Below are 23244 nucleotides of genomic sequence, written 5' to 3' on the forward strand. Positions count from 1 at the left end.
ATGAAACGGATGGCAAACGAAAAGGATGGCAGACGAGACGGTTCGATCGAACAGGCCCGGTACAGGTCACGCCCAGTGCGCGGGCACCCATACGCGGCCGACCCAGTGGCCGGGCACCCAGACGACCGCACGCGGCGGGTGCGCGACATACACGGCGCGCGGCGCGACGTACACGGAACGCGGCAGCGGCGGCGCGAGGTACAGGACCTTCGGCGGGGGCGGTGCGACGTAGACGACGCGCGGAGCAGGCGTGACGATGACTGTCTTCGGTGCTGCCGCGACACGCACGACTTTCGGCGGCGGCGTCACGACGACGGGCTCGGGCGGCACCGGTGCGACGACGGCGGCGGCTGGCGCGGACGGCGGTGCGGCGACGACCGCGGTTGCCGTCGCAGGCGGCACGACAGCGACCGTCGTGGTTGCCGGAGGCGGCGTGCTCACGACCACGGCGGCGGGCGGGGGCGGGGCAACCGGGACGACGACCGGCACTGGCACCGGCACTGGCACCGCGCCGGCCGCGACGACCACCGTGCCGCCGGCCGTCGTGCTGCCATGGATCACGGCCGTCCCGCCGGTCGACACCGTGCCGCCGTGCACGACGGTCGAGCCGCCCGACGTCGTGACGACGCCCGGCGCGACACGCGTCGCGCTGCCGGAATGCGTGACGCTCTGGCCGTCCGCGCCGGTCACGGTGCCCGAGCGCGAGCAGGTGGAACCCGCGCAATTCGTCGATGCGCTGTGGCTCGCCGTGTTGCCGCCCGACCCGGTGATCGTGCCGCTCGACGAGTACTGGCCCGGGCCGTCGCGCGTCACGCTGCCCGACGTCGATGCGCTGCGGCCGTCCGAGCCCGTCAGCGAACCGGTATGCGAGCAGGTGCCGTCCGCGCAGCTCGTGTCGCCGCTGTGCTGGACGGAACGGCCGTTCGGGCCGACCGCGGTGCCGCCGTTCGAGAACTGACCGGGCGCGGTGCGCGTGACGGTGCCCGTGTTGGTCGCGATGCCGCCGCCGGGACCGATCACGCCGCCTGCGTGCGAGCAATTGCCGCCGCCGCAGGAACCGGCGTGCGCGCCGCTGTAGGTGCCGTGCGGCGTGTAGGCGGTGCCGTGGCCGGCCCAGCCGGCGAAGGCCGGTGCGCTGGCAAGCGTGAAGAGGGCGGTGGCGGTGACGAGGAAGCGGGTTTTCATCGGGTGTCCTTGCGGTTCGTTTCGGTGCACGCGGTGGCGTGGCGACGGGACGAACTTTAGGACGACGACGCGCGCCAGTCGCGTCATAAAAGATGTCGCGGTGTTACGCGTCGGGTAGGTCGTCAGGTACGACGAATCGGCGGCCGGACGGTGCGGATCGCGGGTGTTTCAAGCCTGGCGAGGCTTCGGCGGAAGCTGTCGCGTGTGCTCGACTTGCAGCGCGATTCGCAGGGACGCGCCGCGTGCCGTCCGGATTCATGTCGCCATGACATACGGCGACATATTTGCCGGCCGGTTTATGCATGCGCGGATAACGCGTTGTTCAATCGCCTCGCCCACAAAAATGCGGACAGGTTCGTTGCCACCGGGCCGTGATCCGAACGCGATTCGCCGAGAGATGCCGCCCATTACCGTCCGACGAATGCACCGGACGAGCCCGGCCGGAACCAGCAACATCATCCTGTCGTCGCGTGCATCGCGAACCAGCATCTCCCGTAACAAATGCCATGCCCGCATTCTTCCGACACAGCGGCAGCGGTGGCGACCACTGCCGCCGTTCATGCCGCTCGGCGACATGCGCCGACATATTTCCCGCCGGCCAAACGCGACGTGTAACCGCAGCCACTCCCGGCCCCCGCACACGCAGGGCCGCGGCCGCAGCAAACGCCCAACCCCTTCTCCCCGCGACATACCGCGACACATTTGATTCGTGGCGTTACCGCACCCCGCCCACTACAGTGCGTCTCATTCGACGCGACCGCGGCACGTGCTGCACATGACGCGTCCGATTCAACCGAAGGAGAGACTCATCATGCTCATGACCACCGGCAAGCTTGCGTACTTCGCCACACTCTTCATCGTCGCCGTGTCGCTCGTCGAAGCGGCCGTGCTCACCTGGCGCCGCAGCCGCCGGTCCGAACCGTTCGACTGGAACGAGGTCTGGCTGTCGCTTGCCGATCTCGCGGGCCGCAAGCTGCTCGCGCTGGTGCCGCTGTCGCTCGCCACGCCGATCTTCGACTTCGCGTGGACGCACCGGCTGTTCACGATCCCGCTGCACAGCGTCGCGCTCGCGCTGCTCGTGTTCGTGGGCCAGGAGTTCTGCTACTACTGGTATCACCGCGCGTCGCACCGGGTCCGCTTCTTCTGGTCGACGCATGCCGTGCATCATTCGCCGAACCAGCTGACGCTGTCGTCCGCGTTCCGGCTCGGCTGGACCGGCAAGATCGCTGGCGCCGCGATGTTCTTCACGCCGCTCGTGTGGCTCGGCGTGCGTCCGGAAGCCGTGCTCGCGATCCTGTCGTTCAACCTGCTGTACCAGTTCTGGCTGCACAACACGTGGATGCCGAAACTCGGCTGGTTCGAATACGTGTTCAACACGCCGTCCGCGCACCGTGTACACCATGCGTCGAACCTCGACTACCTCGACGCGAACTACGGTGGTGTGCTGATCGTGTTCGACCGGCTGTTCGGTACCTACGTCGCGGAACGCGCGGACGAACCGTGCCGCTACGGCCTCGTCACGCCGACCCGGTCGCGCAACCCGTTCGTCGTCGAACTCGAGCACTGGGCGAGCCTGGCTCGCGACGTCGCCGCCGCCCGCGACGTCTGGACCGCGCTGCGCTTCGTGATGCTGCCGCCGGGCTGGCGTCCGGACAACCGGGGCGAGACGACGGAGGAACTGCGCCGCCGCAGTCTCGTCGTCGTGCGCACGGATGCGTGAACGGCGCTACGCCGTCGAAACGCCGGCGCGGCACACTCGGGCGGCGGCCGGCATCGGCCTCGCAGCGTGCATAATCGAACACCCTCGACATTGGAGAACGCATCGATGGAACACGAACTGAAAGGCAAGGCAGTCGCGATCACCGGCGGATTCGGCCATCTCGGCGTCGCCACGGCAGCCTGGCTCGGCCGGCACGGCGCGCGCGTCGCGCTGATCGGCCGCGGCGCGGCGCCCGACGAGACGCTATCCGGCGTGCCGGCCGACGCGCTGCGCATCGGCGGGATCGATCTCGTCGATCCGCAGGCGGCCGTGCAGGCGCTCGACACCGTGAATCGCGAACTCGGCCGGGTCGACGCGCTGCTGAACATCGCGGGTGCATTCGTGTGGCAGACGATCGCCGATGGCGATGCGGCCACGTGGGACCGCATGTACGAACTGAATGTGAAGACGGCGCTGAATGCGTCGAAGGCCGCGTTGCCGTATCTGGGGGCGAGCCAGGCCGGCCGCATCGTCAACATCGGCGCGGGCGCGGCGTTCAAGGCCGGCGCAGGGATGGGCGCGTATGCGGCCGCGAAGGCGGGCGTCGCGCGGCTCACCGAGGCGCTGGCGGCGGAACTGCTCGATCGCGGCGTGACCGTGAACGCGTTGTTGCCGAGCATCATCGACACGCCGCCGAACCGCAAGGACATGCCCGACGCGGACTTCTCGCGCTGGGTCCGGCCCGAACAGCTCGCGGCGACGATCGGGTTTCTACTGTCGGCCGGCGCGCAGGCGATCACCGGCGCATCGATTCCGGTGAGCGGTCGCGTGGTGTAACGGACGGGGGCTCGCGGCGGGGGGCGCGTGCCGCATCCGGCCGTGCGTACAATGTCGCACCGGATTGCGCGACAGAACCCGAGACCATGAATCAGCCACATATCCTGATCGTCGAAGATGAACTGGCGATCGCGGACACGATCGTCTACGCCCTCGGCACGGAAGGCATGCAGACCGTGCACTGCACGCTCGGGCAGGCGGCGCTCGACCGCTTGAGCGACACGCGCTTCGACCTCGTGGTGCTCGACGTCGGCCTGCCCGACCTGAGCGGCTTCGAGGTGTGCCGCCGGTTGCGGACCTTCTCGGACGTACCGGTGATCTTCCTCACCGCGCGGCACGACGAGATCGACCGGATCGTCGGGCTCGAAATCGGCGCGGACGATTACGTGGTCAAGCCGTTCTCGCCGCGCGAACTGGCCGCGCGGGTGCGCGTGATCCTGCGGCGCTTCTACCGGCCGGCGATGCCGCATCCACAGCCGGCAACGGCAGCGCCCGCGCCCGCTGCGCCCGTTGCGTCCGTCGCACCGGGCTTCGAACTCGATACCGACGGGGCGCGCGTGGCATGGCTCGGCCACCCGTTGAACCTGACGCGCTACGAATTCGGCCTGCTCGCGCTGTTCGTCCGGCATCCGGGGCGCATCTACTCGCGCGAGCAACTGATGGACCTCGTGTGGCATGAGGCATTCGACTCGGCCGATCGCACGGTCGACACGCATATCAAGACGCTGCGCGCGAAACTGCGCGCGATCGACCCCGAACGCGACCCGATCCGCACGCATCGCGGCATGGGTTATTCGCTGCAACCGTGACGAGCGGAACCGCACCATGCATATCGGCCTGCGCATCTTCTTCGGTTTCTTCCTGATCGTCGGCCTCGCCGCGCTGATCACGCTGCGGGTGTTCGTGCAGGAAGTGAAGCCCGGCGTACGCGAAGCGATGGAGGACACGCTGGTCGACACCGCCCAGGTGCTCGCGACGCTCGCATCCGACGACATGGCGAGCGGACACATCGCCGACGGCGCGTTCGCGCGCCAGCTCGACACGCTGCACGCACGTCCGGTCAGCGCGAACGTCTGGGGCATGCACAAGGACGCGATCAGCTACCGGATCTACGTCACCGATGCACGCGGCATCGTCCGCTACGATTCGGCCGGTGTCGCGGTCGGCCAGGACTATTCGCGCTGGAACGACGTGTACCGGACGTTGCGCGGCGAGTATGGCGCCCGCAGCACGCGCGCCGATCCGAACGACGACAGCAGCACCGTGATGCACGTCGCGGCGCCGATCCGGCACGGCGACGCGATCATCGGCGTGCTGACGATCGCGAAGCCGAACCAGACGGTCGCGCCGTTCATCGCGCGCAGCCAGCGCAAGATCATGTTGTATGGCGCGCTGCTGATGGGCGGCGCGATCCTGATCGGCGTCGCATGCACGTGGTGGCTCGTGCTCGGGCTGCGGCGCCTGCAGCGCTATGCGCGTGCGATCGCGGCCGGCGAGCGCGCGACGATGCCGCTGCAGGGCGCGAACGAACTGGCCGAGCTCGGCCGCGCGGTGGAAACCATGCACCAGCGTCTGGAGGACCGGCAATACGTCGAGACCTACATCCACACGCTCACGCATGAAATGAAGAGCCCGCTTGCAGCGATCAGCGGTGCGGCCGAACTGCTGCACGAAGAGATGCCGGTTGCGAACCGCCGGCGTTTCACCGAGAACATCCGCCGCCAGGCTGGCCGCCTCGAGCAGATGATCCGCAAGCTGCTCGCGCTCGCCGAAGTGGAGCAGAAGCAGCGGCTGTCGGTACACGAACCGGTTGCGCTGCTGCCGGTGCTCGACCAGCTCGTCGAGGACCTCGAGCCGCGCGCGCGTCAGCGCGGCGTGAGCGTGCGAATCGATGCCGATCGCGCGGCCGGCGCGGCGGTCGTCGACGGCGATCCGTTCCTGCTGCGCCAGGCGCTCGGCAACCTGCTCGACAACGCACTGGATTTCGCGCCGCGCGGCAGCGCGATCCGGGTCACACTCGAACGGCACGCGGCGGGGCGCGGGCAGGTCGCGGTCGTACGCGTCGCCGACGCCGGCCCCGGCGTGCCCGACTACGCGCTGGCACGCGTGTTCGAGCGCTTCTATTCGCTGCCGCGTCCCGACGGGCAGGACCGCAGCACGGGGCTCGGCCTGTGCTTCGTCCGCGAAGTCGCGATGCTGCATCGCGGCCAGATCTCGCTCGCGAATCGCGACGAAGGCGGCGCGTGCGCGACGCTCACGCTGCCGTCGCCGGGCTGAGCGCGCCTCACGCCCGCCACACACTCGCCACACCTTCGCTTCACACCGGCTTCAATCGGCCTTCACCGGGCCGGCTCATGCTGACCGTACCTTCACTCCGGTACCCGTCAGCATGAATCGAGTCCTGTTGTTCAAGTCCCTGATCACCGCGTGCCTCGCGCTACTGATCCTGATCCCGTTACAGATGGTCGGCGGCATCGTGCAGGAACGCGCGGCGTATCGCGACAGCGCGTTGCAGAGCGTCTGGTCCAGCTATGCGGGGCCGCAAACGGTGACGGGCCCGGTGCTGGTCGTGCGGTACACGGAAGTCACGCGCGTGCGCGACGACACACCGGCCGGCGGCGCGACGAAGACGAGCCTGCATCGCGAGAGCCGGCGCCTGTTCGTGTTTCCGAAGACGCTGAATGTCGAAGGCACGCTGGAGACGAGCATGCGCTATCGGGGCATTCACAAGGCGCTGGTGTACGACCTGCAGAGCCGGCTGTCGGGTACGCTGGCGCTGCCGGACCTGAAGAAGCTGCCGCAGGCCGACGCTCACGTGAGCTTCACGATCGACAGCGCATACGTCGCGATCGGCATCGGCGATATTCGCGGGCTGACGTCGCAGCCGGTGCTGAACCTCGCCGGCCGGGCGCTCGGCCTGGAGCAGGGCACGCGGCTCGACGGCCTGCGCCAGGGCGTGCACGCGAACCTCGATCTCGCGGCGCTGGCGGACGCGAGTCCGGGGACGGTCGTGCCGTTCAGCATCGCGTTGCCGCTGCGCGGCGCGGAATCCGTTTCGTTCGCGCCGGTGGCCGACCAGAACGATTTTTCGCTGAGGTCGACGTGGCCGCATCCGAGTTTCGGCGGCACATTCCTGCCGTATCGCCGCACCGTCGACGCACACGGGTTCACCGGCAACTGGCGCGTGACGTCGTTCAATACGAAGGTGCGCGAGCAGATCGCAGCCGGCAACGGGGAGGGCGCGCTGGAGACGGCGTCGGTGTCGGTGATCGAACCGGTGAACGTCTATCTGCAAACCGAACGTGCGACGAAATATGGCGCACTGTTCGTCGTCCTGACGTTTGCGAGTTTCTTCATGTACGAACTCGTGAAGCGGTTGCGCATTCACCCGATCCAGTACCTGCTGGTCGGCCTGTCGCTCGCGTTGTTCTTCCTGTTGTTGCTGAGCCTGTCCGAGCACATCGCGTTCGGTTACGCGTATCTCGCGGCAAGCGGCGCATGCATCGGGCTGCTCGGCTTCTATCTGTCGTTCGTGCTGCACAGCGTGAAGCGCGGCGCCGCCTTCGCCGGGCTGCTCGCGATCCTGTACGCGGCGCTCTACGGCTTGCTGCTGTCGGAGGACAACGCGCTGATGCTCGGCTCGCTGCTGCTGTTCGCGATCCTCGCCGGGATCATGACGCTCACGCGGCGCATCGACTGGTATGCGCTGGGTGCCGCGTGGCAACCGCTCGCCGACAAGGCGAAGCCCGAGGCGCCGGCGAAGTAGGCGCGATGGCGGTGACGACGCGGCCGGCCGGCAGCACCCCGGCCGTCGCGCCAACTGCCACCGTGTCGTCGATTCATGCCTGGGGGGGCGGCCTGCGGAACCGCGTCGACGGAATTTCCGCGATCGCCGCGATTTCGATCAGCAGATCGGGATGGTACAGACGTTCGACCTGGACGGTCGTCGTCACGGGATAGGGTTCGGCGAAGAACGTCTTGCGAACGTCGCCGGCCTGCATGAACGCGTCGATGTCGGTTGCGTAGTGAACCAGCGAGATCACGTCCTGCATCTGTCCGCCGAGGGCGGCGAGTACGTCCCGGACGTTGCCGAGCGTCTGCAGGACTTGCTCCCGCATGTCGCCGGCACCGACGACGTGCCCGTCCCGGTCGAGCGCGACCTGCCCCTTCAGATGCACGATCCGGCCGTCGCCCTGAATCACGGCCATCGAGAACGCGCCGAACGGCGCCCAGACTTCCGGCGGATTCACGGCTTCGGCCATGACGCGACTCCCGGGGGTAGAGGGTCGGCGATCCGGACGGCGACGGCGCTGGACATGCGCGCAACGAGAGCGTGTCGTCGACATGGCCGTCCGGGCCGCCGATAATCGGGCCATTATGGACGAACGCGCGGCAATGCGGCGGCACATTGATCACGAACGGATGTGACGCGGCATCCGCGTATACTGAGCACGTCTTTTCATCCGATTTTCGCCGTGCCAAAGTCTCCCGCCCTCGAATCCCCCGCAGACGATCCGCGTCCGACCCCGCCCGTACAACCCGAACTGGAAGACTGCTGCAACAGCGGTTGTTCGCCGTGCGTTTTCGACCTGTACGACGAAGCACTCGCGCGCTACCGCGTCGAGCTGGCCGAATGGGAAGCGCGGCATTCGCAACAGAAGCATCAGCAGTGAAGTGATGCCGGTCCCGATGCCGGCGAGCGGCCGTGCATGCGCCGTTACCGGTGCGCCGCAGCCAAGGCGTTCCAGGCCCGGCAGCGTCACGCGTGAGCCCGCGCCCGCCGATGCATCGGCCCCAACGCGGCCGACAATGCGATACACACGAGCAACAGGGCTGTCAGCGCCCGCATCGCCGTCCGGAAACCCGCGACGTAATCGGTTGCGGCCGGATGCGCGCCGAGCCGCGCGAAGAACAGCCCGCCGAGCGTCGCCGCGCCGACGGCCGCGCCGATCTGCAACATCGCGGTGACCATGCCGGACGTGACCCCCGCGCGGGCCGCGTCCACTTCGGCGAGCACGATCCGCACGACCGACGGCAGCACGAGCCCTTGTCCGACTCCGATCGCCGTGATGCCGGCATAGAAGCCGGCGCCGGGCGCATGGTCGCCGGCCAGCGCGGCGGCGGTCGCGACGCCGGCTGCCAGCATCGCGAAGCCGAGCGTGAGTACGCGATAGCCGCCGAACCGGTCGACGAGCCGCGGCATCAGCAGCGGGCTCGCCAGAAAGCCGATGCCGAGCGGCAGGATCGCGAGCCCGGACGCGAGCGGCGACCAGTTCAGGCAGCCCTGCAGGTAGATCCCGTAGCTCAGGAAGAACGCGCTCAGCATGTAGAACAGGAACGCGAGCGTGAGCCCGAGTGCGACGACGGGATTGCGCAGCAAGCGCACGTCCAGCAGCGGATCGCGGCCGCCGGCGAGCCGGCGCGCTTCGACCGTCAGCAGCGCGCCGAGCATCGGCAGCGCGCCGACGAGGCACGCGACCATCCACAGCGGCCAGCCGGCTTCGCGCCCGTGCGTGAGCGGATAGACGAGCATCAGAAGGAACAGCGACAGCAGCACCGTGCCGGGCACGTCGATGCGCTGGCCGCGCGGCGGCCGGCTTTCCGGGATGAAGCGCCAGCTGCCGATCAGCGCGAGAATGCCGATCGGCAGGTTGACGAGGAAGATCGCGCGCCAGCCGAGTCCGAACGGATGCAGGCTGATCAGCGCACCGCCGCCGAGCTGGCCGATCACGGCAGCAAGCCCGAACACGAAACCGTAGAAGCCCATCACGCGCACCTGCTCCTGCGGGCCGAACACGCTGCGGATCGTCGCGAGCACCTGGGGCGCGAGGATCGCGGCGAACAGGCCCTGCAGCACACGGCCGCCGACGAGCACCGCGCCGCTGCCGGCGAGCCCGCACAGGGTCGACGCGACCACGAAGCCGGCCATGCCGATCATGAACATGCGCCTGCGACCGTACAGGTCGCCGAGGCGGCCGCCGGTGATCTGCACGACTGCGTTGGCGCACGCATAGGCCGACACGACGAGCTCCAGCTGAGCCGGGCGGGCGCCGATGCCGTCGCGAATGGCGGGCAGCGCGAGATTCACGATGAAGTAGTCGAGCGGCGGCAGAATGGCGCCGACCAGCAGGACCACGAGCGCCCAGCCATGATGGCTGCGCGCCGGTGCCGCGGCGGCTGTGCCGGCCGGCGCGCAACGGGCGAGGGTGTTGTCGGTCATGTACGGAGGTCCGAAAGAATGAGGGCTGCATGCCGAGCCGGGCGAGCCGGGTTCGGCGGCATGCCGTTGAAGCGACATTCTGCGGATCGCCAATGATTCGGAAAAGCGGGAATAGGTGGTAGCATCCATCGTGTTATTCGATGGATGGAGAAGGGCGATGCGCGGTTTCGATCTGGATCAGTTGCGCACTTTCGCGGCGGTGGCGGATGCGGGCAGCCTTACGGCGGCCGCACCGCTGCTGCATTTGTCACAGTCGACGGTCAGCGAGCAGGTGCGCAAGCTCGAATCGCGCGCCGGCGTGCCGCTGTTCGTGCGCAGCAAGCGCGGCGTCGAGCCGACGCCGGCCGGCGCGCGCTTGCTGCAGCACGCACGGCGCATCGTCGCGCTGAACGAGGCGGCGTTCGACGAGTTGCGCGGGCAGGCGATCAAGGGCGAATTGCGCGTCGCGATCACCGATTACTACCGGACGCATGAAGTCGCGGGGCTGCTCGCGCGGCTGCGGGAGTGCTACCCGCAGCTGAGCCTGCACGTGAGCGCGATGAAGAGTGCCGAGATCGAAACCGCGCATGCGCGCGGGCAGATCGATCTCGGCGTCGTGATGAACCTGTCGAGCGGCCCGTTCCGGCCCGCGTCGGCCGATACGCGCTGGGTGCTGCGGCGCGAACCGCTGTCGTGGGTCGCGTCGCCGGCGCTGGCCGAGCAGTTGCCCGAGCCGTTGCCGCTCGTGCTGCTGCCGGACGACTGCATGATGCATCAGATCGCGGTGCGCTCGCTCGACGAGCAGCACGCGCCGTATGTGCTCGTGCACAGCGCATCGGGCGTCGCGGGGCTGCAGTCGATGCTCGCGGCGGGGCTGGGCGTGGGGTGCCTGTGCGCGTCGGCGATCGGCGAGGGGCTTGTGCGGCTGGGCGCGAAATACCGGCTGCCGGCGCTGCCCGATGCCGTGTTCTCGCTGACGCCGCCGATGCCCGGCGAACGCGAGACCGTCACGCAGGCGCGCGAGGTGCTGTCGCGGCAGTTGCTGATGTGAAATCATGCCGCGCGCGGGGCGTCGGCATGTATTCGGGGGACAGGCAAGGGGGGCTACGCATGAACGACGAACTGAAGCGCCAGATGGCCGAGCGGTTGCAGCACGCGCTGGAGCGGGTGGTCGACGAGCGCTCGTTGATCCATTTCCTGCGCGTGCTCGGCAATGACTGGCGCAAGGAGCGTCAGCTCGAGGCCGACGTGCCGCCGGCGCCGTATGCGGCCGCGGTGCTCGGCTGGGAGAACCGCTCGATCGGCGAGTACCTGGAGGCGATGGTTGACTGGGCCGAGGCGTCCGAGGAAGGGCTGCGTCGCCACGACCTGCCCGACAATCCGTGGCGGCGCATCGCGGACATCCTGTTCGCCGGCAAGATCCACGAGTAGCGCGCGGCGCGGCGAATCGCCGGTGCGGCAGGGGCGAACGCCCTAGTCGGCCGTCCCTTCAGCATACGCGCGCAGCCCGTTCGCCAGCGCATCGAACACGGCCCGGCAGCGCGGGCTCGTGCGCAGATCCTCGTGCATGACCACCCAGGTTTCCAGCGTCATCGCGAGCCTGTCCGGCAGCACGCGGGCGAGCCGTGCATCGCGTTTCGCGAGCCCGCCCTGGCAGAAGCCGATCCCGTAGCCGGCGCGGATCATCGCGAGCTGCGCGAGATTGCTGTCGGTGCGCAACGCGAACGCGTCGCGCTTCCACATCGGCATCCCGCGGCTCGCCGCGCGGATGAACGGCGTGACCGTATCGAAGCCGATCAGTGCGTGGTGCGCGAGATCGTCGATCGTCGAAGGTGCGCCGTTGCGCGCCAGATAGTCGTCGCGTGCATACAACCCCACTTCGATCTCGCCGACGCGACGTGCCACGAGCGCGTCCTGCGCAGGCGGCGTCATCCGCACCGCAATGTCGGCTTCGCGGTTCAGCACGTCCTGGATGCGGTCCGTCGGCACCAGTTCGATCACAAGCCCCGGATGGTCGCGCCGCAACTGCGCGAGCATCGGCGGCAGCACCTCGACCGCGATCACGTCGCTGGCCGAAATGCGTACCGTGCCGCGCACCCCCGCGCCATGGCTCGCGGCGGCGCGCTCGAACGCGGCTGCCGCGCTGCGCAGCGCTTCCGCATGGCCGCGCAGCGCGAGGGCGGCCTCGGTCGGCAGCAGCCCCGACGGCGAGCGCGTGAACAGGGTCTGGCCGAACGCGGCTTCGAGCGCCGCGACGTGGCGGCCGACCGTCGGCTGCGTGATGCCGAGCGCGCGCGCGGCACCCGACAGCGAGCCCTCCGTTAGCACGGCGAGGAAGGTCCGGTAGCGTTCCCAGTTCAGATCGGGGGTCATGCATAAATGTATAGCCGATCCATTAGGTTCGGCAATTCCTTGTTAGCCGGCCGCGCGCCAGAATGCGCTCATCGACGGTTCATTCATGGAGGGCGGCAATGACGACGAACGCAGGCGGGACGCAACGACGGGCACTCGTGCTCGGCGCGAGCGGAGGAATCGGCGGCGAGGTCGCACGTCAGTTGCGCGATGCCGGCTGGCAGGTGCGCGCGCTCAAGCGCGGGCTCGACGCCGAGACGGTGGAGCGCGACGGCATCGCGTGGATGCGCGGCGACGCGCTCGATCGCGAAGCGGTGGTCCGCGCGGCGCGCGGCTGCAGCGTGATCGTGCATGCGGTGAACCCGCCCGGCTACCGGAACTGGAACGAGCAGGTGCTGCCGATGATCGACAACACGATCGCGGCGGCGACGGTGGCGCAGGCGACTGTCGTGCTGCCCGGGACGGTTTACAACTACGGCCCCGACGCGTTTCCGGTGCTGCGTGAAGAGGCGCCGCAGCATCCGACGACCCGCAAGGGCGCGATCCGCGTCGAGCTGGAGCGGCGGCTGCAGGCGGCGACCGCGCAGGGCGTGCGGACGATCATCGTGCGGGCCGGCGATTTCTTCGGCGCGCACGCGGGCAACAACTGGTTCGGGCAAGGGCTCGTCAAGGCCGGGCGGCCCGTGGCCGCCATCAGCGTGCCGGGCCGGCCGGGCGTCGGCCATCAATGGGCCTACCTGCCGGACGTCGCGCGCACGATGGTCGAACTGATCGAGCGGCGCGACACGCTGGAGCCGTTCGCGCGCTTTCATCTCGGCGGTCACTGGGACGCGGACGGCATGCAGATGGCGCAGGCCGTGCGCCGCGTCGCGCAGCGGCACGGAATGCGGCCGACGGTGCGGCGTTTCCCGTGGTGGCTCGTGTGGGTGGCCGCGCCGTTCGTCACGACGATGCGCGAGATGCTCGAGATGCGCTATCTGTGGCGCGAGCCGCTGCGGATGGACAACGCGCGCGTGACGGCGGCGCTCGGCCGCGAGCCGGTGACGCCGCTCGATACGGCGGTGGAGGAAGCGCTGGCGGGGTTGGGGTGCTTGCGGCGAGCGGGCGCGACGGCGGCGGAAATGGGGTAAGCCGGCACGGGGCTGATCCTCACCGCCGCCCGTCGTTACGCCACCACCGGCAGCATCTCGACCGCATACCGGTGCCGCAGGCTGCGCCCGAGCACCGGATCGTGCAGTTCCATCTCGAACGCATCGCCGTCGTCCATTGCCGCGATGGCGCCATGCACGACGACGGTGCCGCCGAACATCGCGCAGCGCGCGGGCATCGTGCGACGGTCGTCGAAGCGCTGCCACAGCGCATCGGGCGCGAGCACCCCGCTGACCGCGCCATGCTGATACGCGACGCGTTCGCCGTCGCGTTTGATCCACCACGAACGCATCTCGATCGCATCCCAGTGATCGGCGATGTCGGCGTAGCGCCACGCGTCGCGGCCAAGCGGCTTCGCGCATACCTGTTTCGACACCGCGACGCCATACGCTTCGACTTCCCGATCGGTGTGATCCGACCCGAGCGTGACCAGCGTGCCGGCCGGGCTGTCGATCAGCACGCACTCGATCTCGCCGCCCGAGCGCGCGCCGAGCACGCCGATCGACGGCGCCTGCGTGAGCAGTGTGGGCGCCACGCGATAGAAGCACGGCGTGGTCGACGGCGGCGCGACGCCGAGTGCCGCGAGTTCGTCGATGTGCGCACGGATCGCGGCGGGATCGCGTCCGGCCCAGCCGGCGATCACGACGCGCTCGATCTCGACGTCGACGGCGGCCGGTGCGCCTTGCGGGGAAATCACGTTGAACGACAGGGCTTGCATGCGGATATCCGTTGGAAGTACGAATGAATGAGGCGATCGACGTGGGATGCTCAGTCGGCGAGCGGCCGATGAGCGGTTTCGCGCGCGGCGAGCAGTGCGACCGACGTGACGACGAGCGCCGCCGCGACATACAGCGACACGGCCGTCGTCGTTCCCGTCTCGCGGAACAGCGTGGCGATCACGAGCGGCGCGAAGCCGCCGCCGACGATGCCCGCGAGCGTGTACGCCAGCGACGAGCCTGCGTAACGCACGCGAGTCGGAAATTGCTCGGTGACGAACGCGCCTTGCGGGCCGTACATCACCGCATGGATCACGAGGCCGATCGCGACGGCCGCGACGATCGCGGCGGGCCGTGCCGAATCGAGCATCGTGAAGAACACGAACGCCCACACGATGCCGGCGATCGCGCCGGCGAGATACACCGGACGGCGCCCGAAGCGGTCCGACAGCGCGCCGAAGAACGGCACCGCGAGCGCGTTGCAGGCCGTGCCGACCATCACGGCCGTCAGTGCGACCGGGCGCGACAGATGCAGCACGGTCGTCACGTAGGTCAGCGTGAACACGACGATCAGCGCGTACAGCACGTCCGAGCCGATCCGCGAACCGCCGGCGATCAGCAGGCGCCGCCAGTGGCACTTCAGCACTTCGGCGACGGGCACTTCGGCGGTCGCGTGCGATTCGGCGAGCTGCTCGAACTGCGGCGTTTCGTCGACGCCGCGGCGCAGCCAGAAACCGAACACGACGAGCAGCGCACTGGCCGCGAACGGCACGCGCCAGCCCCACGACAGGAAGTCGCCGGACGTGGTCGACAGCGTGACGAGCGCGATGCAGCCGGTGCCGAGCAGCGTGCCGAACGACGGGCCGATCTGCGTCCACGACGCGGACAGTCCGCGGCGTTTCTGGTCGCCGTGCTCGACCGACAGCAGCACCGCGCCGGCCCATTCGCCGCCGAGCGCGACGCCCTGCACGAAGCGCAGCGCGACGAGCAGGATCGGGCTCAGGATGCCCGCCTGCGCATAGGTCGGCAGGGCGCCCATCAGCGCGGTCGTCAGCCCCATCAGCACGAGTGTGAGCATCAGCACCGCGCGGCGGCCGATCCGGTCGCCGAGGTTGCCGAACACGAAGCCGCCGAGCGGACGCGACACGTAGCCGACCGCATAGGTCGAGAACGCGAGGATCGTGCCGGCGAGCGGATCGACCGACGGAAAGAACAGGTGATTGAAGACGAGCGCGGCGAGCGTGTTGTAGATCGTGAAGTCGTACCACTCGAGCGACGTACCGATCATGCTCGCGGTCGCGAGTCGGCTGTTGCGGACGCGGCGGGGCGCGTGGGCGGCGGGCTGGGCGAGAGTGCTCATGGTGTCGGGCATGTCGTGACGGATGACGGGATGGCGCGCGTGGCCGACGGGCCGGCCGCGTGCTGCGCGTGCGCGGCGCGGCCGTGCCGGCATCGGTGTCGGGGTTCAGGCGGGCAGCGCGGCGGCTGCAGGCTTCGTTTCTGCATCGTGGCGGGCGAGCCCGAGCGGCGCGGCCGCGCGCCACAGCAGGTCGAACGTGCGCACGTCGTCGTGCCCGGCGAGCGCGGCGGCGACACGGCGCGTGGCGGCCGCGTCGCTGCCCTCGATCAGCACGAGCGCGTCGGCGGCCGGACGCGCGGCCGCATCGGCGCCGATCGGCGCGGAAAGATCGGGCGCGGTGCGGAACAGCCGTGCCGCATGGATGCCGGGTTCGCGCAGTGCGTCGTCGAAGCGTTCGCGCAGGCCCGGCACGTCGATGCGTTCCGGCGGCAGCACGAACAGCGCGAGATGCACGCCTTCGCCATCGCCGGCTTCGATCGTCAGGTCGCCGACCCGTCGCTGCGTGCCCGTCATCCGCTCGAAATTCGCGAGCGACCAGGCCGTTTGATCCGTGAACGCGCGCCGGTACGCGTCGCTGCGAAACACGTCGAGCGTATCGGTCACGTATAGCGCGAGGTATTTGCGCGGGCCGTTATCGGTCGCGCGAAACCGCCGGGCATGCGTGAAGCCCGGAATCGCGACGCGCTCCTGCATGTGCTCGCGGTCGTACCACGCGTTGAAATCGGCTTCGTAGGCCGGGTCGATATCCGTCCAGACGCAGAGCTGGCCGTGAGGAAGGGAAAGGCGGGTCATCGCGAGGTTCCTTGAGACGGGGTGTGTCAGGAACTGCAGTGTCCCGAAGACGGGCCGCACCCGTCCAACAAGAAAACAAATTCGCGGTGAACAGGTTTTCTTATGAGCGGCGCGGGCGGCGCTTCGCGGGCGGGGCGGATTTCGGCGTGCGTTTTACCGCCGCGGTTTTGGTCTTGGCCGGCGCCCGGGCAGGCGCGTTGTCGACGGTGCCGGTATCCGCATCGGCCTTCGCCGACGCGCCCGGCTTCGCATGACTCGCGGCCGCCGACATCGCACGCGCGACTTCGCTCGCCAGCTCCGCGATGCGCGCGGCCACCGGCTGGCCCTGCGTGCGATACGACGCGACCAGCGGCAGCGCGGGGAATTCGGGTTCGACGTCGAGCAGTTCGAGCGCACCTTCCTGCAGTTCGCGGCCGATGATCGCGGGCGGCAGCGCGGCCACGCCGAAGCCGTTCGCGACGAGCCGGATCATCGCGGCGACCGACGTGATGCAGTTGATGCTGGCCGGCCGTTCGACGGCCGCGAACAGCCGCTCGATCGTCGCGTGCGGACCCGAGTGGCGCGAGAAGCTGATGATCGGATATGCAGCGAGCCGCGCGACGTCGAGCCGTTCGCCGCCGAGCCCGAGACGCGGGCTTGCCGCCCAGTGCACCGGGAATTCGCACAGCGGCAGGTTCGTGAAGTCGGGGCCGGGCACCGGGTCGGTCTGCAGGATCAGGTCGACGCCGTCGGTGCTCAGCAGCCGGATCAGGTGCAGCGTCGTGTCGCTCGTGATCTCGACGTCGAGGCGCGGATAGCGCTCGCGCAGTTGCGCCATCAGCGCCGGAAACCAGCTGTGCACGATCGACTCGATCACGCCGATCCGGATCAGGCCGGCGTCGCTCGCCGCATCGATGTCGCGTCGCATCTCGCTGTCGAGCCGCACGATCCGCTCGGCATACGCGAGCATGCGCCGGCCCGCGGGCGTGAGCGTGGCCGAACGCGTGTTGCGGTCGAACAGGCGCACGTCGAACGCCTCTTCCAGCGACGCGATGCGGCTCGACACGGCGGCCTGCGTCGTATGCAGCTTTTCGGCCGTGAGCCGGAAGTTTTCCAGCTTCGCGAGCCAGACGAAGGTTTCAAGAAACCGGATGTTCATCGAATCCCGAACGGTGAGGCGGTGCCGCGTGCGGCGGCGGATCGGTCGATGTTAGCGGATTTTCGGGCGGGCGAACGCGCCGGCCGTGCGGCGTGCCGGAAGACGAGCGGGAAACGTCGCGCGGCCGCATTCGGCGGCGCGTCGCGCGCAGCGGTATGGCCTTCCCCGTCGTTACAGCTTGTCGAATGCGAGCGTCGGTACGTCGACGACCATCGCGCCGCCGTCCGCGACGAGCGTCGCGCCGGTCACGAACGACGCGTCCGGCGACGCGAGGAACGCGCACACGGCCGCGATTTCGTCCGGATCGGCCGCGCGCCGCAGCGGCACGTCGGCGCTCACGCGCCCATACGCGCCGTCGAGCGTGTCGCCGTATGCGGACATCAGCGGTTCCATTTCCGCATCGGCCATCGGCGTGCGGACCCAGCCCGGGCATACCGCATTCGCGCGCACGCCGTGCGGCCCGTAGTCGCGGGCGAGCGACCGCGCGAGCCCGAGCAGCGCATGCTTGCCGACCGTGTAGCCGCAGACGCCGGGGCCGGCCGCGAGCGCGGCGATCGACGCGACCAGCACGATGCTGCCGCGCTGCGCGATCAGGTCGGGCAGGCACGCGCGGGCGCTGACGAACGCTGTGTCGAGGTTCGCGTGCATCGCATCGCGCCACCGGGCGTCGTCGGTTTCGTCCGCGCGGCCGAGACCGTGGCCGCCCGCGCAGGCCACGAGTGTGTCGACGCGGCCGAATCGTTCGGCGATTGCGGGCAGGAAGCCGGCCCAATCCGGCGTGCTCGCCGCGTCGCCCGCGAGCGCGAGGCCGCCCGTTTCGGCGGCCAGCGCGTCGAGCGGTGCGCGACGCCGCCCGATCAGCACGACGCGGTCGCCGCGGGCCGCGAAGCGGCGCGCGCACGCAGCGCCGATGCCGGTGCCTGCGCCGGTGATCGCGATCGTACGGGGTTGCGGGTGCGTCATGTCGTTCTCCGGAAAGGTGTGGATTCCGGCCACTTTAGAGGCCGGCCGGCCGCGCGGCTATCAGCCGAATGGCTGAACGCGAACGACGGCGCGCAGCCGGCGACGCCGACTGATATCCGGACGCCGGACCAGTCCGGAATCCGGACGTCCGTCGCGGCGTCGTCCACCTGCGCCAATGCGCCCGGTTCGACGACCCCACGCCAGGCATGGCCTGGCGCGCTTCGAGTCGCCCGATCCGCCGAATGGCACGGTTGTTGCCTCCTTGCAGACGAGCCGGCGCCCGGGTTCGAACGATGACCTCGCTCGAACCGGGACACGGCTCATCACGACTTCAATCATTGGAGACATCAACCATGGAAGGACTTTCGCAAGTCCAGGTCTTGGGCATCGACGCGGGCGGCACGATGACCGACACCTTCTTCGTGCGCGAGGACGGACGGTTCGTCGTCGGCAAGGCGCAAAGCAATCCGGAGGACGAGTCGCTAGCGATTTTCAACTCGTCGCAGGATGCGCTCGCCCACTGGCAACGCGACGTCGACGACGTCTATCCGGAACTCGTCACCTGCGTGTATTCCGGCACGGCGATGCTCAACCGCGTCGTGCAACGCAAGGGGCTCGACGTCGGGCTGCTCGTCAACAAGGGCTTCGAGCACGTGCACCTGATGGGGCGCGCGATCCAGAGCTACCTCGGGTACGCGCTCGAAGAGCGCATCCACCTGAATACGCACCGCTACGACGAGCCGCTCGTGCCGTTGTCGCGCACGCGCGGCGTCACCGAGCGTACCGACGTCCAGGGCGAAATCGTCATTCCGCTGCGGGAAAGCGAAGTGCGGCAGGCCACGCGGGAGCTGGTCGCCGCCGGCGCCAAGGCGATCGTCATCTGCTTTCTCCAGTCGCACAAGAACGCGACGAGCGAGCGCCAGGCACGCGACATCGTGCGCGACGAGCTGGCCGGGCACGGCGTCGATCTCCCGGTTTTCGCGTCGGTCGACTACTACCCGCAGCGCAAGGAAAGCCACCGGATGAACACGACGGTGCTCGAGGCGTATGCGGCCGAACCGTCGCGGCAGACACTCAGGAAGGTGAGCGACCGCTTTCGCAAGCACGGCGCGAAATTCGACCTGCGGGTGATGGCGACGCACGGTGGCACGATCAGCTGGAAAGCGAAGGAACTGGCACGCACCATCGTGTCGGGGCCGATCGGCGGCGTGATCGGCTCGAAGCTGCTCGGCGAGGCGCTCGGCTACGACAACATCGCGTGCTCGGACATCGGCGGCACGTCGTTCGACATGGCGCTCATCACCAAGGGCAAATTCGCGATCGCGTCCGACCCGGACATGGCGCGCCTCGTGCTGTCGCTGCCGCTCGTCACGATGGACTCGGTCGGCGCGGGCGCCGGCAGCTTCGTGCGGCTCGATCCGTACAGCGGCGCCATCAAGCTCGGGCCGGACAGCGCAGGCTATCGCGTCGGCACGTGCTGGCCCGACAGCGGCCTGACGACGGTGTCCGTGTCCGATTGCCACGTCGTGCTCGGCTACCTGAATCCCGACAACTTCCTCGGCGGCCAGATCAAGCTCGACGTGAATCGCGCCCGCGAGCACATCCGCGCGCAGATCGCCGAGCCGCTCGGGCTCTCCGTGGAGGATGCGGCGGCCGGCGTGATCGAACTGCTCGACCTGCAGCTGCGCGAATACCTGCGCTCGAACGTCAGCGCGAAAGGCTACAGCCCGACCGAATTCGTGTGCTTCTCGTACGGCGGCGCGGGGCCGGTTCATACCTATGGCTACACCGAAGGGCTGGGCTTCAAGGACGTCGTCGTGCCGGCGTGGGCGGCGGGCTTCTCGGCATTCGGCTGCGCGTGCGCGGATTTCGAGTATCGCTACGACAAGAGCGTCGATCTCGCGTTGCCGCAACTCGCATCCGACGACGAAAAGGCGGGGGCCGCGCAGACGATCCAGAAGGCCTGGTCCGAACTGACGGCCAAGGTGATCGACGAGTTTCGCATCAACGGCTTCAGCGAGCGGGACGTGATCCTGCGGCCGGGCTTCCGGATGCAGTACATGGGCCAGCTCAACGACCTCGAAATCGAGTCGCCGATCGCGAGCGCGTCCGGTGCGCACGACTGGGACAAGATCGTGACCGCGTTCGAAGACACCTACGGCCGCGTGTATGCGAGTTCCGCGCGCTCGCCGGAGCTGGGTTTCTCGGTCACGGGCGCGATCATGCGCGGCATGGTCGTCACGCAGAAGCCGGTCTTGCCGGAAGACCCGGTCGCCGAGCCGGCGCCGCCGGCGGACGCGCGCATCGGCACGCGGCGTCTGTATCGGAACAAGCAGTGGCACGACGCGGTGATCTGGCGGATGGAGTCGCTCAAGCCGGGCAACGAGATCGCGGGCCCCGCGATCATCGAATCCGACGCGACGACGTTCGTCGTCCCCGAGGGCTTCGCCACCACGCTCGACAAGCACCGCCTCTTCCACCTCAGGGAAGTCAAGTAAGGAGACATGCGATGAACATGATGTCCAGCCAGGAAGTCGGTTTCGCCGATCTGCTGAAGAACGGCCAGACGCTCAAGCAGTTTCGCGACGGCATTCTCGAGCGCACCGAGCGAACCGGCCATTACAACGGGCTCGAGCGGCTCGAGCTGCGCGAGCGCGATCCGATCCGCTACGAGAAGATGTTCTCGAAGCTGCGCGGCGGCCTCGTGCATGCGCGCGAAACGGCCAAGAAGATCGCCGCGAGCCCGATCGTCGAGCAGGAAGGCGAGCTGTGCTTCACGCTCTACAACGCGGCGGGCGACTGCGTGCTCACGTCGACCGGGATCATCATCCACGTCGGCACGATGGGCGCGGCGATCAAGTACATGATCGAGAACAACTGGGAAGCCAACCCGGGCATTCAGCCCGGCGACATGTTCACCAACAACGACTGCTCAATCGGCAACGTCCACCCGTGCGACATCGCGACGATCGTGCCGATTTTCGCGCACGGCAAGCTGGTCGGCTGGGTCGGCGGCGTCACGCACGTGATCGATACGGGCGCGGTGACGCCGGGATCGATGTCGACGGGCCAGGTGCAGCGCTTCGGCGACGGCTACATGATCACGTGCCGCAAGACGGGCGTGAACGATACGCCGCTGCGCGACTGGCTGCACGAGAGCCAGCGCTCGGTTCGCACGCCGAAGTACTGGATTCTCGACGAGCGCACGCGCATCGCCGGCTGCCACATGATCCGCGACCTGATCGAGGAAGTGATCGCCGAGGAGGGCCTCGACGCATACGAGGAATTCAGCTACGAGGTGATCGAGGAAGGGCGTCGCGGCCTGCAGACGCGCATCAAGGCGATGACGCTGCCCGGCAAGTATCGCAAGGTCGCGTTCGTTGACGTGCCGTACAACCATCCGGACGTGCAGACGTCGTCGGCGTTCGCGAAGCTCGACTCGATCATGCATTCGCCGGTCGAGATGGAGATCCGCAAGGACGGCTCGTGGCGGCTCGATTTCGAGGGCGCGAGCCGTTGGGGCTGGCACTCGTACAACGCGCACCAGGTCGCGTTCACGAGCGGCATCTGGGTGATGATGACGCAGACGCTGGTGCCGACGCAGCGCATCAACGACGGTGCGTATTTCGGCACCGAATTCCATCTGCCCAAGGGCGCATGGATGAATCCGGACGACCGCCGCACCGGGCACGCCTACGCGTGGCACTTCCTGGTGTCGGGCTGGAGCGCGATGTGGCGCGGCCTGTCGCAGGCGTATTTCAGCCGCGGCTATCTCGAGGAAGTCAACGCGGGGAACGCGAACACGTCGAACTGGCTGCAGGGCGGCGGGATCAACCAGGACGGCGACATCCATGCGGTGAACAGCTTCGAGGCTTCGTCGTGCGGCACCGGCGCATGCGCGATCAAGGACGGCCTGAATCATGCGGCCGCGATCTGGAACCCCGAAGGCGACATGGGCGACATCGAGATCTGGGAGATGGCCGAGCCGCTGCTGTACCTCGGCCGCAACGTGAAGTCGAATTCCGGCGGCTACGGCAAATACCGCGGCGGCTGCGGATTCGAGACGCTGCGCATGGTCTGGAAGGCGCAGGACTGGACGATGTTCTTCATGGGCAACGGCTACATGAACAGCGACTGGGGGCTGATGGGCGGCTACCCGCCTGCCACCGGCTATCGCTTCGAAGCGCATCGCACGGGCCTCGAGGAACGCATCGCGCGGGGCGAGAGCCTGCCGCTCGGCGGCGACACGAATCCGGACCTGCCGGACTACGAAAGCCACCTGAACGCCGGTGCGATCGTCAAGCGCGACCAGCAGTGCATGACCACGGAGGACTGCTACAGCAACTACGATCTCTACCTGAACTACCTGCGCGGCGGCCCCGGCTTCGGCGATCCGCTCGACCGGGAAATCGACGCGATCGAACGCGATCTCAACAATGCGGTGCTGCTGCCCGAATACGCGCAGAAGGTCTACGGGGCGGTCGCGACACGGAATGCCAACGGCATCTGGACGGTCGACCCGCAGGCGAGCGCGCTGCAGCGCATCGAGATCCGCAACGCGCGTCTCGCACGCTCGCAACCGACCCGCGAATGGATGAAGGGCGAGCGCGAACGGATCCTGCTCAAGCACGCGTCGACGCAGGTGCAGCATATGTTCGCGACGAGCTTCGGCCTGTCGGAGAAATTCGAGCAGCAGTTCCGCACGTTCTGGGAACTGCCGGACACGTGGACGCTCACCGAGGACGAGCTCGACGTGCCGACCTACGGTTCGAAATTCCGCATGGACCTGTCGAAGATGCCCGACGTCAATACGGTGGTGCTGGTCGAGGAGTGACCCGGATTCCCCTACGCACC

General features: G+C 68.6%; 20 protein-coding genes. 11 read left to right on the forward strand and 9 right to left on the reverse strand.

Features of this window, described 5'->3' with window-relative positions; genetic code table 11:
• Positions 1 to 66: 66 nt before the first annotated feature.
• Positions 67 to 1185, reverse strand: a complete 1119-nt coding sequence (locus tag DIE13_RS25960) for a hypothetical protein (protein ID WP_124829951.1) — start codon at positions 1183 to 1185, stop codon at positions 67 to 69.
• A gap of 811 nt (positions 1186 to 1996) precedes the next feature.
• Between DIE13_RS25960 and DIE13_RS25965 the strand changes: the two genes are divergently transcribed.
• The 5 genes from DIE13_RS25965 (at position 1997) to creD (ending at position 7487) form a co-directional block, all read left to right on the forward strand.
• Positions 1997 to 2905 carry a sterol desaturase family protein gene (locus DIE13_RS25965; protein ID WP_124829952.1) on the forward strand — a complete coding sequence of 303 codons (909 nt, stop codon included), beginning with the start codon at positions 1997 to 1999 and terminating at the stop codon, positions 2903 to 2905.
• A gap of 105 nt (positions 2906 to 3010) precedes the next feature.
• Complete coding sequence (locus DIE13_RS25970) at positions 3011 to 3721, forward strand: SDR family NAD(P)-dependent oxidoreductase (RefSeq protein WP_124829953.1); 711 nt, start codon at positions 3011 to 3013, stop codon at positions 3719 to 3721.
• Positions 3722 to 3807: 86 nt separating this feature from the next.
• Entirely contained in the window at positions 3808 to 4530 is a 723-nt protein-coding gene (creB, locus tag DIE13_RS25975) for a two-component system response regulator CreB (RefSeq protein ID WP_124829954.1), read from the forward strand.
• Between the two features lie 16 nt (positions 4531 to 4546).
• Entirely contained in the window at positions 4547 to 5998 is a 1452-nt protein-coding gene (creC, locus tag DIE13_RS25980; RefSeq protein ID WP_124829955.1) for a two-component system sensor histidine kinase CreC, read from the forward strand.
• A 112-nt stretch (positions 5999 to 6110) separates the two neighbouring features.
• Positions 6111 to 7487, forward strand: coding sequence for a cell envelope integrity protein CreD (creD, locus tag DIE13_RS25985; RefSeq protein WP_124829956.1), 1377 nt, complete (start codon positions 6111 to 6113; stop codon positions 7485 to 7487).
• Positions 7488 to 7560: 73 nt separating this feature from the next.
• On the opposite strand, the gene DIE13_RS25990 is transcribed toward creD, so the two are convergent.
• Positions 7561 to 7983: a RidA family protein gene (locus DIE13_RS25990; RefSeq protein ID WP_124829957.1), complete on the reverse strand. Its 423-nt coding sequence runs from the start codon at positions 7981 to 7983 to the stop codon at positions 7561 to 7563.
• A gap of 213 nt (positions 7984 to 8196) precedes the next feature.
• Here DIE13_RS25990 and DIE13_RS25995 point away from each other — a divergent pair, with 213 nt between their 5' ends.
• Positions 8197 to 8394 (forward strand): oxidoreductase-like domain-containing protein, encoded by a 198-nt coding sequence (locus DIE13_RS25995; RefSeq protein ID WP_124829958.1) that lies wholly within the window; start codon positions 8197 to 8199, stop codon positions 8392 to 8394.
• A gap of 86 nt (positions 8395 to 8480) precedes the next feature.
• On the opposite strand, the gene DIE13_RS26000 is transcribed toward DIE13_RS25995, so the two are convergent.
• Positions 8481 to 9941, reverse strand: coding sequence for an MFS transporter (locus DIE13_RS26000; RefSeq protein WP_124829959.1), 1461 nt, complete (start codon positions 9939 to 9941; stop codon positions 8481 to 8483).
• Between the two features lie 157 nt (positions 9942 to 10098).
• Between DIE13_RS26000 and DIE13_RS26005 the strand changes: the two genes are divergently transcribed.
• Positions 10099 to 10971, forward strand: a complete 873-nt coding sequence (locus DIE13_RS26005; RefSeq protein WP_124829960.1) for a LysR family transcriptional regulator — start codon at positions 10099 to 10101, stop codon at positions 10969 to 10971.
• A 59-nt stretch (positions 10972 to 11030) separates the two neighbouring features.
• The gene (locus tag DIE13_RS26010) at positions 11031 to 11351 is read left to right on the forward strand and encodes a hypothetical protein (RefSeq protein ID WP_124829961.1); all 321 of its coding nucleotides are present in this window, start codon (positions 11031 to 11033) and stop codon (positions 11349 to 11351) included.
• A 42-nt stretch (positions 11352 to 11393) separates the two neighbouring features.
• Here DIE13_RS26010 and DIE13_RS26015 read toward each other — a convergent pair whose 3' ends face one another.
• The gene (locus DIE13_RS26015) at positions 11394 to 12293 is read right to left on the reverse strand and encodes a LysR family transcriptional regulator (protein WP_124829962.1); all 900 of its coding nucleotides are present in this window, start codon (positions 12291 to 12293) and stop codon (positions 11394 to 11396) included.
• Positions 12294 to 12391: 98 nt separating this feature from the next.
• Between DIE13_RS26015 and DIE13_RS26020 the strand changes: the two genes are divergently transcribed.
• Complete coding sequence (locus DIE13_RS26020) at positions 12392 to 13402, forward strand: NAD-dependent epimerase/dehydratase family protein (protein ID WP_124829963.1); 1011 nt, start codon at positions 12392 to 12394, stop codon at positions 13400 to 13402.
• 35 nt (positions 13403 to 13437) lie between these two features.
• On the opposite strand, the gene DIE13_RS26025 is transcribed toward DIE13_RS26020, so the two are convergent.
• The 5 genes from DIE13_RS26025 to DIE13_RS26045 all read right to left on the reverse strand — a co-directional run bounded on the left by DIE13_RS26025 (position 13438) and on the right by DIE13_RS26045 (position 18390).
• Positions 13438 to 14139, reverse strand: coding sequence for a DUF2848 domain-containing protein (locus DIE13_RS26025; protein ID WP_124829964.1), 702 nt, complete (start codon positions 14137 to 14139; stop codon positions 13438 to 13440).
• Between the two features lie 50 nt (positions 14140 to 14189).
• A complete protein-coding gene (locus DIE13_RS26030) occupies positions 14190 to 15509 on the reverse strand; it encodes an MFS transporter (protein ID WP_124829965.1) in 1320 nt (439 codons plus the stop codon).
• Between the two features lie 93 nt (positions 15510 to 15602).
• Positions 15603 to 16289: a DUF4286 family protein gene (locus DIE13_RS26035; RefSeq protein WP_124829966.1), complete on the reverse strand. Its 687-nt coding sequence runs from the start codon at positions 16287 to 16289 to the stop codon at positions 15603 to 15605.
• 100 nt (positions 16290 to 16389) lie between these two features.
• Entirely contained in the window at positions 16390 to 17427 is a 1038-nt protein-coding gene (locus tag DIE13_RS26040; protein WP_124829967.1) for a LysR family transcriptional regulator, read from the reverse strand.
• Positions 17428 to 17598: 171 nt separating this feature from the next.
• A complete protein-coding gene (locus DIE13_RS26045; RefSeq protein WP_124829968.1) occupies positions 17599 to 18390 on the reverse strand; it encodes an SDR family NAD(P)-dependent oxidoreductase in 792 nt (263 codons plus the stop codon).
• 353 nt (positions 18391 to 18743) lie between these two features.
• Here DIE13_RS26045 and DIE13_RS26050 point away from each other — a divergent pair, with 353 nt between their 5' ends.
• Positions 18744 to 20888, forward strand: coding sequence for a hydantoinase/oxoprolinase family protein (locus DIE13_RS26050; RefSeq protein ID WP_124829969.1), 2145 nt, complete (start codon positions 18744 to 18746; stop codon positions 20886 to 20888).
• An 11-nt stretch (positions 20889 to 20899) separates the two neighbouring features.
• A complete protein-coding gene (locus DIE13_RS26055) occupies positions 20900 to 23224 on the forward strand; it encodes a hydantoinase B/oxoprolinase family protein (RefSeq protein WP_124829970.1) in 2325 nt (774 codons plus the stop codon).
• Positions 23225 to 23244 lie beyond the last annotated feature (20 nt).

Origin of the sequence: Burkholderia sp. Bp9016 (assembly GCF_003857765.1) — a bacterium.
Classification (GTDB): domain Bacteria; phylum Pseudomonadota; class Gammaproteobacteria; order Burkholderiales; family Burkholderiaceae; genus Burkholderia.

Excerpts from the sequence above, each read along its gene's own strand:
- DIE13_RS25960 (WP_124829951.1), bottom strand. The coding sequence starts at position 1,185 with ATGAAAACCCGCTTCCTCGTCACCGCCACCGCCCTCTTCACGCTTGCC.
- DIE13_RS25965 (WP_124829952.1), top strand. The coding sequence starts at position 1,997 with ATGCTCATGACCACCGGCAAGCTTGCGTACTTCGCCACACTCTTCATC.
- DIE13_RS25970 (WP_124829953.1), top strand. The coding sequence starts at position 3,011 with ATGGAACACGAACTGAAAGGCAAGGCAGTCGCGATCACCGGCGGATTC.
- creB (WP_124829954.1), top strand. The coding sequence starts at position 3,808 with ATGAATCAGCCACATATCCTGATCGTCGAAGATGAACTGGCGATCGCG.
- creC (WP_124829955.1), top strand. The coding sequence starts at position 4,547 with ATGCATATCGGCCTGCGCATCTTCTTCGGTTTCTTCCTGATCGTCGGC.
- creD (WP_124829956.1), top strand. The coding sequence starts at position 6,111 with ATGAATCGAGTCCTGTTGTTCAAGTCCCTGATCACCGCGTGCCTCGCG.
- DIE13_RS25990 (WP_124829957.1), bottom strand. The coding sequence starts at position 7,983 with ATGGCCGAAGCCGTGAATCCGCCGGAAGTCTGGGCGCCGTTCGGCGCG.
- DIE13_RS26000 (WP_124829959.1), bottom strand. The coding sequence starts at position 9,941 with ATGACCGACAACACCCTCGCCCGTTGCGCGCCGGCCGGCACAGCCGCC.
- DIE13_RS26005 (WP_124829960.1), top strand. The coding sequence starts at position 10,099 with ATGCGCGGTTTCGATCTGGATCAGTTGCGCACTTTCGCGGCGGTGGCG.
- DIE13_RS26010 (WP_124829961.1), top strand. The coding sequence starts at position 11,031 with ATGAACGACGAACTGAAGCGCCAGATGGCCGAGCGGTTGCAGCACGCG.
- DIE13_RS26015 (WP_124829962.1), bottom strand. The coding sequence starts at position 12,293 with ATGACCCCCGATCTGAACTGGGAACGCTACCGGACCTTCCTCGCCGTG.
- DIE13_RS26020 (WP_124829963.1), top strand. The coding sequence starts at position 12,392 with ATGACGACGAACGCAGGCGGGACGCAACGACGGGCACTCGTGCTCGGC.
- DIE13_RS26025 (WP_124829964.1), bottom strand. The coding sequence starts at position 14,139 with ATGCAAGCCCTGTCGTTCAACGTGATTTCCCCGCAAGGCGCACCGGCC.
- DIE13_RS26030 (WP_124829965.1), bottom strand. The coding sequence starts at position 15,509 with ATGCCCGACACCATGAGCACTCTCGCCCAGCCCGCCGCCCACGCGCCC.
- DIE13_RS26035 (WP_124829966.1), bottom strand. The coding sequence starts at position 16,289 with ATGACCCGCCTTTCCCTTCCTCACGGCCAGCTCTGCGTCTGGACGGAT.
- DIE13_RS26040 (WP_124829967.1), bottom strand. The coding sequence starts at position 17,427 with ATGAACATCCGGTTTCTTGAAACCTTCGTCTGGCTCGCGAAGCTGGAA.
- DIE13_RS26045 (WP_124829968.1), bottom strand. The coding sequence starts at position 18,390 with ATGACGCACCCGCAACCCCGTACGATCGCGATCACCGGCGCAGGCACC.
- DIE13_RS26050 (WP_124829969.1), top strand. The coding sequence starts at position 18,744 with ATGGAAGGACTTTCGCAAGTCCAGGTCTTGGGCATCGACGCGGGCGGC.
- DIE13_RS26055 (WP_124829970.1), top strand. The coding sequence starts at position 20,900 with ATGAACATGATGTCCAGCCAGGAAGTCGGTTTCGCCGATCTGCTGAAG.